General features: G+C 37.5%; 12 protein-coding genes. 7 read left to right on the top strand and 5 right to left on the bottom strand.

All coding sequences use genetic code 11. The features are described from left to right. Both HNR27_RS10035 and HNR27_RS10030 read right to left on the bottom strand, forming a co-directional pair. On the bottom strand, positions 1-222 hold a 222-nt coding region (locus HNR27_RS10035), incomplete at its 3' end, for a transposase (RefSeq protein ID WP_429339639.1). Between the two features lie 348 nt (positions 223-570). Beyond that, positions 571-1,911 carry an amidohydrolase family protein gene (locus HNR27_RS10030; protein ID WP_429339638.1) on the bottom strand — a complete coding sequence of 447 codons (1,341 nt, stop codon included), beginning with the start codon at positions 1,909-1,911 and terminating at the stop codon, positions 571-573. 225 nt (positions 1,912-2,136) lie between these two features. Here HNR27_RS10030 and HNR27_RS10025 point away from each other — a divergent pair, with 225 nt between their 5' ends. Then, on the top strand, positions 2,137-3,270 hold the full coding sequence (locus HNR27_RS10025) for a zinc-dependent alcohol dehydrogenase (RefSeq protein WP_429339637.1): 1,134 nt from the start codon (positions 2,137-2,139) through the stop codon (positions 3,268-3,270). Between the two features lie 1,183 nt (positions 3,271-4,453). Here the strand turns inward: HNR27_RS10025 and HNR27_RS10020 are convergent. Further along, positions 4,454-6,253: a M3 family oligoendopeptidase gene (locus HNR27_RS10020; RefSeq protein ID WP_429339636.1), complete on the bottom strand. Its 1,800-nt coding sequence runs from the start codon at positions 6,251-6,253 to the stop codon at positions 4,454-4,456. A 59-nt stretch (positions 6,254-6,312) separates the two neighbouring features. After that, positions 6,313-7,722, bottom strand: a complete 1,410-nt coding sequence (gene pepV / locus HNR27_RS10015) for a dipeptidase PepV (RefSeq protein ID WP_429339635.1) — start codon at positions 7,720-7,722, stop codon at positions 6,313-6,315. 243 nt (positions 7,723-7,965) lie between these two features. Between pepV and HNR27_RS10010 the strand changes: the two genes are divergently transcribed. The 6 genes from HNR27_RS10010 (at position 7,966) to HNR27_RS09985 (ending at position 15,203) form a co-directional block, all read left to right on the top strand. Next, the gene (locus HNR27_RS10010; protein ID WP_212921412.1) at positions 7,966-8,655 is read left to right on the top strand and encodes a TerC family protein; all 690 of its coding nucleotides are present in this window, start codon (positions 7,966-7,968) and stop codon (positions 8,653-8,655) included. Between the two features lie 127 nt (positions 8,656-8,782). Then, entirely contained in the window at positions 8,783-10,615 is a 1,833-nt protein-coding gene (ftsH, locus tag HNR27_RS10005) for an ATP-dependent zinc metalloprotease FtsH (RefSeq protein ID WP_212921413.1), read from the top strand. 129 nt (positions 10,616-10,744) lie between these two features. Next, positions 10,745-11,284, top strand: a complete 540-nt coding sequence (locus HNR27_RS10000) for a glycerol-3-phosphate responsive antiterminator (protein WP_212921414.1) — start codon at positions 10,745-10,747, stop codon at positions 11,282-11,284. 87 nt (positions 11,285-11,371) lie between these two features. Beyond that, positions 11,372-11,518, top strand: coding sequence for a hypothetical protein (locus HNR27_RS09995; protein ID WP_212921415.1), 147 nt, complete (start codon positions 11,372-11,374; stop codon positions 11,516-11,518). 275 nt (positions 11,519-11,793) lie between these two features. Further along, positions 11,794-13,284, top strand: a complete 1,491-nt coding sequence (gene glpK / locus HNR27_RS09990; RefSeq protein WP_212921416.1) for a glycerol kinase GlpK — start codon at positions 11,794-11,796, stop codon at positions 13,282-13,284. 257 nt (positions 13,285-13,541) lie between these two features. After that, positions 13,542-15,203, top strand: a complete 1,662-nt coding sequence (locus HNR27_RS09985) for a glycerol-3-phosphate dehydrogenase/oxidase (RefSeq protein ID WP_212921417.1) — start codon at positions 13,542-13,544, stop codon at positions 15,201-15,203. 40 nt (positions 15,204-15,243) lie between these two features. Here the strand turns inward: HNR27_RS09985 and HNR27_RS09980 are convergent, their stop codons facing one another. Further along, positions 15,244-16,284: a serine hydrolase domain-containing protein gene (locus HNR27_RS09980; protein WP_212921418.1), complete on the bottom strand. Its 1,041-nt coding sequence runs from the start codon at positions 16,282-16,284 to the stop codon at positions 15,244-15,246. Positions 16,285-16,305 lie beyond the last annotated feature (21 nt).

The raw sequence follows: 16,305 nt of genomic DNA, 5'->3' as shown, positions 1-16,305 counted from the left end.
TCTACCTGAAAAAACAGATTGCGTATAAGCACACAAAATAATCTTCATCATCATTCGTGGATGATAGGCTGGACAACCGGTATCACGCAAAAAACCATCAAATGCCTCTTCTGGAATGCTTTCTACTAATTCATTAACGGTGTATGCAATATCATTTTCTTGTAATTTTATTTCTAAATCTAACGGCAAAACTACTTGATTCATGGTATAATGTTTAAACATAGGGACACCTCCAAAAATTATTGTGTGGTAACTTTAATTTTATCAAAAGGTGTCCTTTTTGTGTGCATAAAAAGAGTGGTATTCACCTGTTTAGGTAAGTACCACTCTTTTTTTATTTACTGGGGTTTTGTCCCAGCCTCTTGAAGCACTTCACGAAAAAATTCTATTGCCTTGTGCCTCATATAATTTTCATATACTCTTTTATTCACAAGAAATTCTTCATGGGCAACTATTTGCAATTGCAAATACACGGAAGATATCAGGATTTTGGAGTACGAGCAATCGATGAAATATTCCTTCCATAGCTTTTTTATTTTTTGTACAAAATTTATCCTTTTAAGTACAAAACTAGCTCCCCATCATTTCGCTAAATTCCTTTTCAAACTTTAGATATTTCGCTTCAATCTCTTCTGGATTAGGAATGGTAGCCAATACTTCCTCTTGTGTAAAAATTCGTCCACCTTTTACAATCCGATAGATATTCTGTGTATTTCGTATATCTTCTAAAGGATTTTCATTTAGTATGAGAAGATCTGCTAATTTATGTTCACCCACAACTCCGATATCATACAAACTAATAGATTGTGCAGCACGTATAGTTGCTGCCTGTAGTGCCTGCATTTCCGTTAATCCAATCTCCACAAAGATTTCCAATTCTCGATGTAAGGCCATACCAGGAAATGACCATATTCCGCCTGGAGTATCTGTTCCTGCAACAACTGTACCACCAAGGTCAACATATGTTTTTGCTACAGCTTTTGTAAAAGGTGTGATTGATCCTAATTGCTTCTTTAGAGCATCTATATGCTGTGTCACGTTTTCCCAAAGCCCACCTAGAATTTCCTTATCATTTGCCGATTCTGTAACGATATTTTTGGGGTTCCAGTAATTTGGAAATTTTTCTATTTGCTCGGTTATCACGATGGTAGGGCAGAGCTTCACTTCATATTGAAGCATTTTTTTACACAATGCCTCAATCCTCTCTTTATCTGGATTATCCCAATCAATCTTGTCCCATTCTTCTTGTTCTGCCATTGTATTCCAATTAGGATACAGAACCTGTAAAAATCCAGAAGCATGTTCAAACCATGTAACACCTAATTTTGCCGCTTCTAGTGCATTTACTTCCTTCGAATGGATTAAATCGCAGCTTACTTCAAGCCCATGTCGTTTTGCTTCTTGAACAACAGCCTTCATAACATCTGATGAAATCCACCCATACACCTTAATAAAATCTGCCCCAACCTCTACTTGTCTTTTTACTTCTTGAATTGCTTCCTCTACGTTATCGGTAACAAAGTTTCCAGAACTATTTGGCCCCCATAATCCAGGAGGTCCATCAATCATACGATCAGCACTATATACTCTTGGGATTGGTGCATCAGTTGGCGCTACTTTATAATTCTCTAATTGTAAAACATTTCCTGCAGTATTCCTTACCGTCGTAACGCCAGAAGCAACATAATGCGGAGCAAAACTATCCCTAATATGACAATGCATATCAATCAATCCAGGAATAATAAATTTTCCTATCGCATCTACTTTCTCCACCTCTTTTGGTAATCGCTCATGTTCCTTATAAATTGAATGAATCTTATCTCCTTTAATTTCAATATCTCCCTTAAATTGGAGCTCATTCTCTACGTCAATAATCGTTGCATTTGTAATTATGTAATGTCTTTGAGCCATCTCTATTTATCCCCCCTATGTAATATTTTACAGTAAATTCTTTCTTTTATAGAATATTATAACAGCCGCAGATGAAAATGTAGGGGTTGAACAGTTTTTTTCAAACCAAACAGTCTGTTGTGTCGCCTAAATAGTAGTAGAGATGATACTAGATTCCTCTCCTGCATACTATTTTACTATACCGTAAACAATAGCATTATATAACGTTATTAGGGAGGCTATTCCATGAAGGCTGTTACTTATCAAGGGAAATATGATGTTCAAGTAAAAAATGTTGAAGCTCCAAAAATTCAAGACAATGAAGATATTATTGTAAAAATTACCTCCACTGCCATTTGCGGTTCCGATCTTCATTTATATCAGGGAAATTTCCCTCTGCCAATAGGCTATTCCCTAGGACATGAACCAATGGGGATCGTTGAGGAAGTTGGTCCCGATGTAACTAAGGTTAAAAAAGGGGATCGAGTAGTCATTCCTTTTACAGTTGCATGCGGTAAATGTCACTACTGTACACATGATTTGGAAAGCCAATGTGATAATTCCAATCCCCATTATGACTCTGGTGGATACCTTGGTTATTCCGAGAAGTTTGGTGATTATCCAGGCGGACAAGCTGAATACTTACGGGTACCTTTTGGTAATTACACACCTTTTAAGGTGCCAGAGGATTGTGAGCTAGAGGACGAGTCCTTACTCTTTCTATCGGATGTTCTCCCAACCTCCTACTGGAGTGTTGATCATGCTGGCGTTAAGGAAGGAGATACCGTTATCGTGCTTGGTTGTGGGCCAATTGGGCTGATGACACAGCAATTCGCATGGAAAAAAGGAGCTGAACGTGTAATTGCTGTTGACTTCATTCAAAATAGACTTGCACATTCGAAAAGAATGAATAAGACAGAAGTATATGATTTTACTCAGGATAAGGACATGGGGGAAACATTGAAGGAAATCACCAAAGGTGGAGCGGATGTGGTTATTGATTGTGTCGGAATGGACGGTAAAAAATCACCAATGGAATTCGTAGGTCAGAAATTAAAAATCCAAGGTGGGACACTCGGAGCGATTCAAATTGCTACAAAAGCTGTTAAAAAATGTGGGACCGTTCAACTAACAGGTGTTTATGGCGGCCTATACAACATGTTTCCATTAGGCCCATTTTTCTCACGTAACATTACACTAAAAATGGGACAAGCTCCAGCACGTCATTATATGCCACATCTTTACGACATGATAATCAATGAAGAGATTGATCCAACAAAAATCATCACCCACCGTCTCCCATTGGATGATGCTACCCATGCATATAAGATTTTTAATGATAAGGAAGATAATTGTATTAAGGTTGTGCTGAAGCCGTAAATTGCACTCCTATTTAGGGAAACATGAAGAACTATAGTTCCGTCGACTATTAGAGTGCATAAATCAATTCCGCCATTGTTGCCATTTTATAGGCTGCTATGCTTCATTTCAATCGAATTTACTTTTGAAAATGATGTTTAGAGAGCATCTATGCTTCATTTCAGGCGAGCTCCCATTTGAAAATGATGCTTAGAGAGCATCTATGCTTCATTTCAATCGAGTTCTCTTTTGCAAATGATGTTTAGAGAGCATCTATGCTTCATTTTAGCCGAGCTCCCATTTGAAAATGATGCTTAGAGAGCATCTATGCTTCATTTCAATCGAGTTCTCTTTTGCAAATGATGTTTAGAGAGCAGCTTTGCTTCATTTCAATCGAGTTCTCTTTCGCAAATGATGTTTAGAGAGCGGCTATGCCTCATTTCAACCGAGTTCTCTTTTGGAAATGATGTTTAGAAGCTGTATATGCTTCATTTCAACCGAGTTCTCTTTTGCAAATGATGTTTAGAGAGCGGCTATGCCTCATTTCAACTGAGTTTCCTTTCGAAAATGATGTTTAGAAGCTGGCTATGCTTCATTTCAACCGAGTTTCCTTTCGAAAATGATGTTTAGAAGGTGGCTATGCTTCATTTCAGGCGATCTTCCTTTTGAAAATGATGCTTATAGAGCATCTATGCTTCATTTCAATCGAGTTCTCTTTTGCAAATGATGTTTAGAGAGCGGCTTTGCTTCATTTCAACCGAGTTTCCTTTCAAAAATGATGTTTAGAAGCTGGCTATGCTTCATTTCAACCGAGTTTCCTTTCGAAAATGATGTTTAGAAGGTGGCTATGCTTCATTTCAGGCGATCTTCCTTTTGTAAATGATGTTTAGAGAGCGGCTATGCTTCATTTCAATCGAATTTACTTTTGAAAATGATGTTTAGAGAGCGGCTTTGCTTCATTTCAACCGAGCTCCCTTTCGCAAATGATGTTTAGAGAGCATCTACGCTTCATTTCAACCGAGTTCCCTTTTGAAAATGATGTTTAGAGAGCGGCTTTACTTCATTTCAACCGAGCTCTCATTTGCAAATGATGTTTAAGAGCAGTTGTACTATCGTATTCCCACCTACATTGAATAATCCACCTATTCTTCCAAAGCAAAAAAAGTGCTTGCCCGATATTCGGACAAGCACTTTTTATATCTTATTAACCAACAACTTCATTCGTTAAACTAATAAACTCTTCAACATCTTTCATCATTAGTTGAATACCAGCAGCCCAGAAATCTTCTTTTGTAATATCTACGCCAAGATGCTTTTGAGCAAGGTCTTCTACTTTCATGGAGCCTGTATCTTGTAATAATGAAATGTATTTTTCTTCAAATCCTTCTGGTTTTTTCAGATATTCCGCATAAATCCCTAAGCTGAATAAGAAGCCAAAGGTGTATGGGAAGTTATAGAATGGCACACTGTCAATGAAGAAGTGTAGCTTACTGCACCAGAAATGCGGGTGGTAGCTTGATAAGCTATCTACATAAGCTTCCTTCTGTGCTTGTTCCATTAACTCGTTTAATCGTTTTTCTGAAACAATTCCTTTTGCACGCTCTTCGTAGAATGCATTCTCAAATAAGAATCGTGCATGAATGTTAAAGAACATCGCAGTTGCATTCTCCAGCTTGGAATTTAATAAAGAGATTTTTTCTTCTTTTGTTTTTGCATTTGCTACCGTTGCATTTCCAATTATAGTTTCAGCAAATGTACTAGCAGTTTCGGCAACATTCATAGCATAGTTGCGATTTAGTGTTGGTAGATCCTTCATAACATGACTATGGAACGCATGACCTAGCTCATGAGCGAGCGTGCTTGTATCAGAGGAAGAACCTGTAAATGTCATAAAAATACGCGATTCACCAAACTCTGGAAGGCTGGTACAATATCCACCTGGACGCTTATTTGGTCTGTCTTCTGCCTCAACCCAACGGTTCTCCAATGCATGCTTCGCAAAGCTAGATAATTTTTCGCCAAAAGAAGCGAAGTTTTCAATGACAAAATCACAAGCTTCATCATACGTAAAACGAGTTGGCTTGATATCACCAACAGCTACTGGTGCATCAACATCCTGCCAGCCAAGCTTTTCCATGCCAAGCACCTTAGCCTTTTGATTTAAAAAGTCTACAAATGGTTGCTTGTTATTGGATACAGCTGTCCACATTGCATCTAGCGTCTCTTTAGACATCCGGTTATACTCTAAAGGCTCTTCCAGATGGTCTTTGTAATCATGATTTTTTTGTAATGTGATACGGTACCCATCTAGGTGGTTGATTGTATCAGCAAAAATCGGACCATATTTTGTCCAAGCAGCTTCCCAGTTTTCGAAAATTTGTTTCCGAACCTCTGGATCTGGATCAGCATACATTCTATTCATGGCTTGCCCAACAGATAATTCGGTAGTCTTTCCTTCCTTATCCGTATACGGAATTGTCATAATAGAGACAACCGTATCATACAACTGACTCCATGCTTGTATGCCATCCTTATTTAATTCAGCAATTAGCTTTTCTTCCTCTTCGGATAATAGGCGTTTTCCCTCATCCCGAATTTCATTCAATGCAAAATTTAGTTCCTGTAAATCCTTATCATTTAATAGACTTTGCCAGTCTGTGTCCGGAATGTTGACCAATTTCTTCGTAAAGGTGTTGTATAGCTTTTGTACGTCACTATATAAATTAATAATTTGCCCCATCACAACATTCGCATGCTCATCATTCATATAAGCATCATGCCACATTTGGACAAAGGTTCTAGATTGACCTAGTCCCTTACTAATTTTCTCTTGTTTTTGTAAAATCGTTTTAAAAGCATTAACTGTCTTTAAATCCCAGCTATTCAGTAGCTCTCCATATTCTTCAATATCTGCTTTTACCTCATTTAATTTCTCCTGAAGCTCCTTCGAATTCGTTCCCCCAGGAAAAATAGTTTCTAAATCCCATGTATCAACATACTTCATGTGCATCCAATCTCCTCTTTCCTTTAAATTGTGTAAATTATTAGGTGTATTGCACCCATTTATTTTGCTAATTCATAGATGGCTTGTGCATATATTGCTGTAGCTTTTAATAGATCATCTACTATGGCATATTCGTCTTTCTGATGCATGACATCTTCACGACCTGGGAATAAGGCTCCAAAAGCAACCCCATGGTCTAATGCTCGAGCATAGGTTCCTCCTCCAATAGCTAGGAGCTCAGCTTTTTCTCCAGTATGTTCCTCATATACTTTTTGTAAGGTTTTAATCAATGGATCGTCTTTCTTCACATAAGCAGGCTTCGAATCAGAAAAGTTCGCCAGCTGAAGTCCTTTATTTTCTAATACAGCTTCAATCTGCTTCTTGCCTTCCTCTATATCAAATGTCACTGGATAGCGCATGTTTAGACCAATTCGGCCACCATTTTCTTTCCTATAGCTCATGACACCTACATTGATAGTTAAATCACCAGATTCTTCATCTGCATATTCAATACCGAATACCTCACCACGTGATTTATCCTTAAATTCAGCGACAGTACGGACATATTCCTTACCAGCTTCATCTAATTCCAGTTTTTGCAAAAAGTTCGCTAAAAGAATCCCAGCGTTCTTACCACTTCTTGGTTCTGCACCATGTGCACTCTTCCCAACTAATGTGAACACTACTTCCGTTTCAACAGTCTTAGCATCGCCTTCTACTTTCATTTCAGTAAGATAAGCTAGATAGTCCTGGATTAGGCTTGTTGCATCCTTCTGAACATTCACATGTGCTTCCGCGAAGTCTGGTACCATATTATAACGGCGACCAGATTGAAAGGATTCTAACGAAAGAGCAGCAGGCTCATTTTCCGTTTGGGATGCTTGAACAATGTCATAATCCGAAATACCCTTCTCGGCAAATATGATTGGAAAATCCGCATCTGGTACAAATCCCGTTGTCGGCATTTCCTCATGTTCAAAATAATGATCCACACAGCGCCAATCGCTTTCCTCATCGGTTCCGATAATTAAGCGAACCCGTTTGGAAAGTGGTAGACCTAATTCCTTTACAATCTTCATACCATAATAGGCTGCAATGGTTGGCCCTTTATCATCACTTGAACCACGGGCATATATTTTCCCATCCTTTACAACGCCACTATATGGATCAACACTCCAACCGTCACCTTCAGGCACAACATCGACATGTCCTAGAATACCGACAAGTTCGTCACCCTTCCCTATTTCAAGATGACCAGCTAAGTTTCCAACATTTTTCGTAGTGAAGCCATCTTGTTCCCCTAAATCAAGCATGAATTGCAATGCATCCTTAATTCCTTGTCCTAGAGGAGCATCTTCAGTTGCATTTTCTTCATCTAAGACACTTTTGATCTGCAGAAGCCCTTGTAAATCTTTCAAAAAATCATCCTTCCGCTTCTGCACTTCATCCATCCAATTAACAGAACTCATATGTATGGTCACTCCTTACAAAGTTATAAAACGTTTGATTATTACTATCTTTCTAAATCTACTTTCCATTTTACACCTTTTCTCTATTTTATTCCTAATGCTAAGTCTCTAATCCATAAAAAGCGATACTGGCACCTCTAATAAAATGATGATTTTCAGATGAAAGACTTGGCAAGTGATTTTTAAAATGGGTATACTATTTACTGTCATTCAACAAAGTCATACAAAAAAGAAGGAATAAAATTGGATTTTTTTAGTGCTGATACCATTCTTACGTTACTAAAGGTTGTTGCAATCGACCTAATACTATCCGGTGATAATGCTGTTGTCATTGCGATGGCAACAAGAAAATTACCTGAAAAAAATAGAAATAAAGCAATTTATTTAGGGACAGGCTTTGCTATTGTCTTACGGATTCTATTTGCCGTTGTCATTGCTATGCTATTAAAAATACCACTTGTCCATTTCTTTGGAGGTCTTCTACTATTATTTATTGCCTACAAGGTGCTTGTTAATCATGATGGTGAAGGCAATTCTGTCGCAGCCAAGGATTCGATTGTAGGAGCTGTTGGAACAATTATTGCCGCAGATGCCGTCATGAGCTTAGACAATGTAGTTGCTGTTGCGGGTGCATCAGGTGGTAATCTTTTCATCCTAGCGCTTGGTGTGTTAATAAGTATTCCAATCATGGTTTTCGGTTCTAAATTAATTGTTAAAGTAATGGAAAACTATCCATGGATCGCTTATATTGGATCTGGAATTCTAGCTTGGACAGCCGGAGAAATGATTATAGGCGATGAAAAAATCATGGACTGGCTTAATATTAAAGAGGGGCTAATTAACTATATTTTTGCAATTATTGTTACAGTACTACTCTTAACAATTGCCTATTGGAAGAATAAAAAAATGGAAGAAGCTGTTATTACGAAATAAAAAACAATAATCGGTGCTACCTATTTAATTAGGTAGCATCTTTTTACTTTACGTAAAAGAATAATCGACTAACGTCAGGGAAAACTAAAGATTATTATACGTATACATACAATATGGAGGATAGTTTATGAAAGAAGTTAAACCACCAAAGAAGCCGTTAATTTATTTCTACGGCATCATCTTACTAGTCATTATTTTGTTAAATGCCTTTATCTTCCCGTCACTATTAAACCTTTCCGTGAAGGAGGTTGATTATGGCACATTTCTAGATATGGTAGAAGCAGGAAAAGTTTCAGAAGTAGAAATTCAAGAAAATTATATAATGTTTAAGCCTGTGAAAGAAAATAAGGTCTCCGCATATAAAACTGGGCTTGTGGATGATCCCAAGCTCGTGGATCGGTTACATGATGCGAATGTAAAATTTACAAGGATTGTTCCAAGACATATGTCACCGCTCGTATCCTTCTTACTATCCTGGATACTACCACTAATTATCTTTATTGCAATTGGGCAATGGTTTATGAAAAGACTTCAAACAAAAATGGGGGGTGGGAACGCCTTATCCTTTGGAAAAAGTAATGCAAAGGTATATGTGGAAGCACAAACCGGTATAACCTTTAAGGATGTAGCTGGCCAGGATGAAGCAAAGGAAGCATTACAGGAAATCGTTGACTTTTTACACAATCCGGAAAAGTACAGAAAAATTGGTGCTAATATACCTAAGGGGGCACTCTTAGTTGGACCGCCTGGTACAGGTAAAACCCTGCTTGCAAAAGCTGTTGCTGGTGAGTCAAAGGTTCCTTTCTTCTCTATTTCTGGCTCTGAATTCGTAGAAATGTTTGTTGGTATGGGAGCTGCAAGGGTTAGAGATTTATTCAAGCAAGCACAGGAGAAAGCGCCATGTATTGTTTTTATCGATGAAATAGATGCTATTGGTAAGAGTCGTAATTCTGGGATGCCTGGCGGGAATGATGAAAGAGAGCAGACATTAAACCAGCTTTTAACCGAAATGGATGGTTTTGATGCAGACAAAGGAGTTGTCATCCTCGGTGCAAGCAATAGACCGGAATCACTTGATAAAGCACTATTACGACCTGGACGTTTTGACCGAAGAGTACCAGTAGAATTACCTGACCTACGAGGACGTGAAGCTATCCTAAAGGTTCATGCAGAACACGTTCAAATGGAGGATAACATTAACTTTAATGTGATTGCTAGAGCAACACCAGGTGCATCTGGTGCAGATTTAGCAAACATTGTGAACGAGGCGGCATTAAGAGCCGTAAAGTTTGGTCGTAGTAAAGTAGCACAGGTTGACCTCGAAGAGTCTGTTGAAGTCGTTATTGCTGGATACCAGCGTAAAAATGCAGTCATAAGTATGAATGATAAATTAACCATCTCGTATCACGAAATTGGTCATGCTTTAGTCGCTGCAAAACAAACCAATTCCGCTCCTGTTCATAAAATTACCATTATCCCGAGAACTTCAGGAGCACTTGGCTATACGATGCAAATTGATGAGCAAGAAATGGTTTTAATGTCAAAAGAACAAGCACTAGACAAAATCACAACATTAATGGGTGGTCGTGCTGCAGAAGAGGTTATTTTTAACCGTATCACATCTGGTGCTTCCAATGATATTGAACAAGCTACCAAGCTAGCACGGGCAATGGTAACAAGATATGGAATGAGTGAGGAATTTGATATGATGGCATTAGAAACGGTAAATAATGCCTATCTTGGTGGTGATACTACACTAAGTGTATCAGCAGAAACCGCTTCTAGAATTGATAATGAAGTACTGAAAATTATTAAAACCTGTCATCAAAAAGCTATAGAAATTTTGGAGAATAATAAAGAAAAGTTACATGAACTAACAAAGTACTTATTAGAAAAAGAAACGATAAGTGGCGAGGAATTTATGGATGTTTTATCAGGCAAAATGAAAGTAGAAATGTAACTGATTTGCCTTCCATTGTCATGAAATAGACTTCCGTTATGGTAAAGTCTATTTCTTTTTTTACAACGACCAATCCGATATAATGGATTTTACTCCATGACAACAATGAATAGAAACAGGTGATTTTATATGCTTAAACTAGAAGGTGTGTTACCCGCTGTACGTAGCATGAAGGAGTTTGAAAAAGTCTTAAAAAGCCCTCATGAAAATATTATATATCTTGAGACAAGGCTATCCCAATTAAAAAACATTGCAAACTACACTAGAAAAATGGGTAAGAAAATCATTATGCATGTTGATCTTATTCAAGGAATAAAGGTTGATGAGTATGGTCTAGAGTATATTATTAACGATGTTAAAGTAGATGGTATTATATCTACTAGAACGAATGTCATCTCCATTGCAAAAAAATATAAAATAACGGTAATACAGCGACTATTTGCACTGGATAGCCATGCACTAGAACATAACTTAAGGCTAATTAATAATATTCAACCTGACTACATAGAAGTATTACCTGGAGTAGTACCTGGAATACTAAAGGAAATCAATGACGAAACTGGCATACCTCTAATTGCAGGTGGGCTCATTCGAACGGAAGAAGATATACAAAATGCATTAAACGGTGGAGCAATCGCTGTCACAACCTCTAATGAAAAACTTTGGTAAGCTAAAATCTACCTATGTTGCTTTGGATTTCCATTGTTGAATTATACCAAAATTGAAAAAAGTAGAACCTCCACTAGGATAACCAGATTGCAGCAACAAAGCGCTTTGACGCCTAATTATCAATCCCTTTATTTATTGGCAATTAAAGCAGAAATTGGCATACCGTTGATGATACAGTGGCAATTCGGTAAATATCAATACTACTTTGAAGAACATGAGGCATTCAAAGAATAGATTTTCTCCATTCTGCATTATTTTGGTTGTTAAATACTTTACTTGGTGTATCCATATGGATTATTATTTACTACTGGAACAGTAGGATATCCAGAACAAGCAATTTTCAATTCCGGTAATTAGACTAGCACCAATGTTCCTAATAACATGAATTACCTTGGCTTATCGAGCGCATGAAAAATATTTATTAACAAATGAATAGAGCGAGGGACGCAGATCCTTAGCTCTTTTTTCAATTCAAAGCTCCATACCTAGTCAGTTAGAAGGGAGAAACAATGGAAAAATATATTTTATCTCTAGATCAAGGAACTACAAGTTCTCGAGCAATACTATTTAATCATAAAGGTGATATCGTCGAAACCGCCCAAAAGGAATTCGAACAATTTTTCCCAAAGCCTGGCTGGGTAGAACACGATGCAAATGAGATTTGGACGTCTATTCTGTCTTGTATTGCTGAGGTGCTTAGCAAATCTTGTATAACACCAAACCAAATTTCTGGTATCGGTATAACAAATCAACGTGAAACAGCGGTTGTTTGGGACAAACATACAGGCAAACCCATTTACAAAGCAATTGTATGGCAATCACGACAAACAGAAACAATTTGTAAGGATTTACGGGATGAAGGCTACCATGATCTTTTTCGTGAAAAAACGGGTTTACTGCTCGATCCTTATTTTTCAGGAACAAAAGTGAAATGGATTCTCGATCATGTAGATGGTGCAAGAGAAAAAGCTGAAAAAGGTGATTTACTATTTGGAACTATTGATAGCTGGTTAGTCTATAAGTTATCTGGTGGAAGGAAGCACGTAACAGATTATTCAAATGCTTCTAGAACATTGATGTACAACATTTATGATTTAAAATGGGATGATGAGTTGCTTGAGATCTTAACTATTCCAAAAAGCATGCTGCCAGAAGTGCGTCCTTCTTCAGAGATTTATGCCTATACGGTTGATTACCACTTTTTTGGAGCTGAGGTACCAATTGCAGGAATTGCTGGTGATCAACAAGCTGCCCTCTTCGGTCAAGCTTGCTTTGAAAAAGGAATGGCTAAAAACACCTATGGAACTGGTTGTTTTATGCTAATGAATACCGGTTTAGAAGGTGTAAAGTCGAAGAACGGCTTACTAACAACGTTAGCATGGGGCGTAGATGGAAAAGTAGAATACGCTTTGGAAGGTAGTATTTTTGTAGCTGGATCAGCAATCCAATGGCTGCGTGACGGATTACGTCTCATCAATGATGCCAAAGAAAGCGAAGACTTTGCATCAAAAATTGATTCCACCGAGGGAGTTTATGTTGTTCCAGCCTTTGTCGGACTTGGAACTCCATATTGGGATAGTGATGCTCGAGGGGCTGTATTTGGTCTTACACGAGGAACAACAAACGAGCACTTTATTCGGGCAACCCTTGAATCATTAGCCTATCAAGCAAAAGATGTACTAGAAGCGATGGTTACTGATTCTGGCATTGAATTAAAATCTTTACGAGTCGATGGTGGTGCCGTTAAAAATAACTTCCTTATGCAATTCCAAAGTGATATGTTAGGTGTTCCGGTTGATCGACCTGTGGTTAACGAGACTACTGCTCTCGGAGCTGCATACCTTGCTGGTTTAGCTGTCGGATACTGGAAGGATAAAGAAGAAATTGCAAAGCAATGGCAAAACGAACGAACTTTTATTGCCCAGCTAGATGAAGCAAAACGGAATGATTTATACGATGGTTGGAAAAAAGCTGTAGCAGCAACTAGAGTATATAAGTAATAGGCATTTTATTCAAAAGAACTTGCTCTCATAAAATAATATCATTACATCTATTTATCTATAAAGAAAAACGTGATATAATAAACTTAAGTTAATATGTAGATGGAGAATTTTGGAGATTACTGTAACTCTATGAAGGAATAGGGTTAATTTGTGGTCTCTTTTTGTTTTTCTGATGGGGATGATGTGATTAATAAAGAAAAACAATCTATTATCAAACATTTTTCATACCATTTTTTAGGAAGGGAACGAAGAAAATGCAATTTTCAAATTTGCAAAGGGAAGAAATTAAACAAAATATCAAGGGGGAAGAATTGGATCTTCTTGTTATCGGTGGCGGTATTACAGGAGCAGGTATTGCCTTAGATGCTATCACAAGAGGGATGAAGGTTGCAGTTGTAGAAATGCAAGACTTTGCAGCTGGTACCTCTAGCCGTTCTACAAAATTAGTTCACGGGGGGCTTCGATATTTAAAACAATTTGAAATCAAAGTTGTTTCTGAAGTAGGAAAAGAAAGAGCTATTGTTTATGAAAATGGTCCCCATGTTACAACTCCAGAATGGATGATGCTACCATTCTATAAAGGTGGAACCTTTGGCCCGTTTACAACAAATATCGGCTTAATGGTTTATGATTTTCTTGCTGGTGTGAAGAAATCAGAGCGTAGAACAATGTTTAAGCCAGAAGAAGCAATGAAAAGAGAACCACTCTTAAAAAGACAGGGTATGAAAGGTGCAGGCTATTATGTTGAATATAAGACAGATGATGCACGCTTAACACTCGAAGTCATGAAAAAAGCAGTAGAAAAAGGGGCATTAGCCCTAAATTATATGAAAGTAACTGATTTAATTTATAAGAATGGAAAAGTTGTTGGTGTCCATGCAGAAGATTTAACAAATGGCACAATGAACGAGTTTTATGCTAAAAAAATTGTAAATGCTGCTGGTCCATGGGTGGATACATTGCGTGAAAAGGACGGTTCAAAGAAAGGCAAAACCTTACAATTAACTAAAGGTATTCATCTTGTTTTCGATGAAAAACGATTCCCATTAAAACAAGCAATCTACTTTGATACACCAGATGGCCGTATGGTATTCGCAATTCCTAGGGATGGAAAAACTTATGTTGGTACAACAGACACCGTATATAAAGGCGACATCGCCCATCCAAAAATGACGATTGCTGATCGGGATTACGTGTTAAAAGCAATTGATTTCATGTTCCCAGATGTAAAAATTAAACCAGAAGATGTAGAATCAAGCTGGACTGGGTTAAGACCATTAATTTTAGAAGAAGGAAAATCTCCTTCTGAAATTTCTCGTAAGGATGAAATCTTTGTTTCTGACTCTGGATTTATTTCAATTGCAGGTGGTAAGCTTACAGGCTATCGAAAAATGGCAGAAAGCATTGTCGATCTTGTTGCAAAACAACTTCATACAGAAACAGGAAGAAACTTCCCAGGTACGCAAACAATGCATCTACCAATTTCAGGTGGGGATGTAGGCGGTTCAGAAGGATTCAAACTATTTATGAACCAAAAGGTTAGAGATGGTATCGAGCTAGGATTAACAGAAGATGAAGCTAGACTATTAATCAAACGTTATGGCTCTAACGTCGATACAGTATTTCATATTTATAAGGATGAAAAAGAACAAGCACAAGCAGAAAATCTTGATCCTATCGTCTACGCTATGCTACGTTACGCTATTGATTATGAGCTAGCGTACAAACCAATTGACTTCTTCATTCGTCGTACTGGAGCATTATTTTTTGATATAAACTGGGTACGTAATCATAAGGATTCCGTTATTGCATATATGGCAAAAGTATTTAATTGGACAAATGATCAAACCAAGACTTATACCGATGAACTCGATGTGCTAATGCATGATGCTACTCATCCAATTGAAAAAGAATAGAAAAAAACGGTCCTCTGTACGAACAGAGGGCCATTTTTTATTATCCAGCTCCCGCAATCAAATTACGTACTTCCCTAGTTAAAGCTGCCCCACCGCCATCATCATTAGCAAGAGCGACAAAAATAAATTCTTTATCAGGATAAATATCAAGGCGATTACTTACCCCAGGAAATCCCCCATCATGACCAATAATTTTACATCCACTTATACTTTCAACAAAGAAACCATACCCATAGCCTAATGTAGAATTTTCATCCGAATATATCGCTTCTTGTTCTGTAAAAAGCTTATCTGTCATTTCCTTACTAACTAACACATTACCAAGTAAAGCTTTGGAGAAACACCATAAATCTTCTACCGTGGCGTAGCCTCCACCCGCTGGAGAACCTTTTGTACACATCGATGAATTATCTGTCTTTTTCTCCTGGAAAGAGCCATCAAACTGAAAATTAGTGTATCCAATAGCCAAACTGCTATCTTCTGTATCTATCTCATAGTTGTCCGTGTTCTTCATCCCCAATGGGGAGAATATGTGCCTTTGGACAAATTCAAAATAGCTTATATTGGAAGCTTTTTCAATAATTATCCCAAGGATGATATACCCTCCATTGCTATATTGGAAGCGGGTACCAGGTTCAAATAAGAGTCTATCTTCAATAAATAGGTTTAAATAATCCGCTACACTTTTCAAGTACTCTCTCTTTTTTAAATATTTCTCATTAAAGAAATCTCCTAGTCCAGAAGAATGAGATAACAATTGATGTATGGTTATATTCTGATGAGGAAATTCGGGAATATATCGCGTCACTAAATCATCGAATGAAATCTTTCCTTGTTCAACCAAGATTGCTATTGCCATGCTTGTAAACATTTTATTCATCGAAGCTAAGTTAAATCTTGTATCAATTGAATTTAAATTTCCCTTTTCTTTATTTGCAAATCCGCATGCCTGTTTATATAAAATTTTCTCCCGATCTCCGAATAATACTGCACCTGAAAATCTATTTTTTGATACTAAATTTTCTACTATATTACCTAATGCAGCAATGATAGTTTGTTTGCTCTCTGTGCTTGTCTTCAATTGAATTCTTCCCCCCTGTTT

Source organism: Ornithinibacillus bavariensis (genome assembly GCF_050433565.1).
GTDB lineage: Bacteria > Bacillota > Bacilli > Bacillales > Amphibacillaceae > Ornithinibacillus > Ornithinibacillus bavariensis.
The sequence above is the reverse complement of the archived record's forward strand: the minus strand, read 5'-3'. Positions and strand labels throughout refer to the sequence as shown.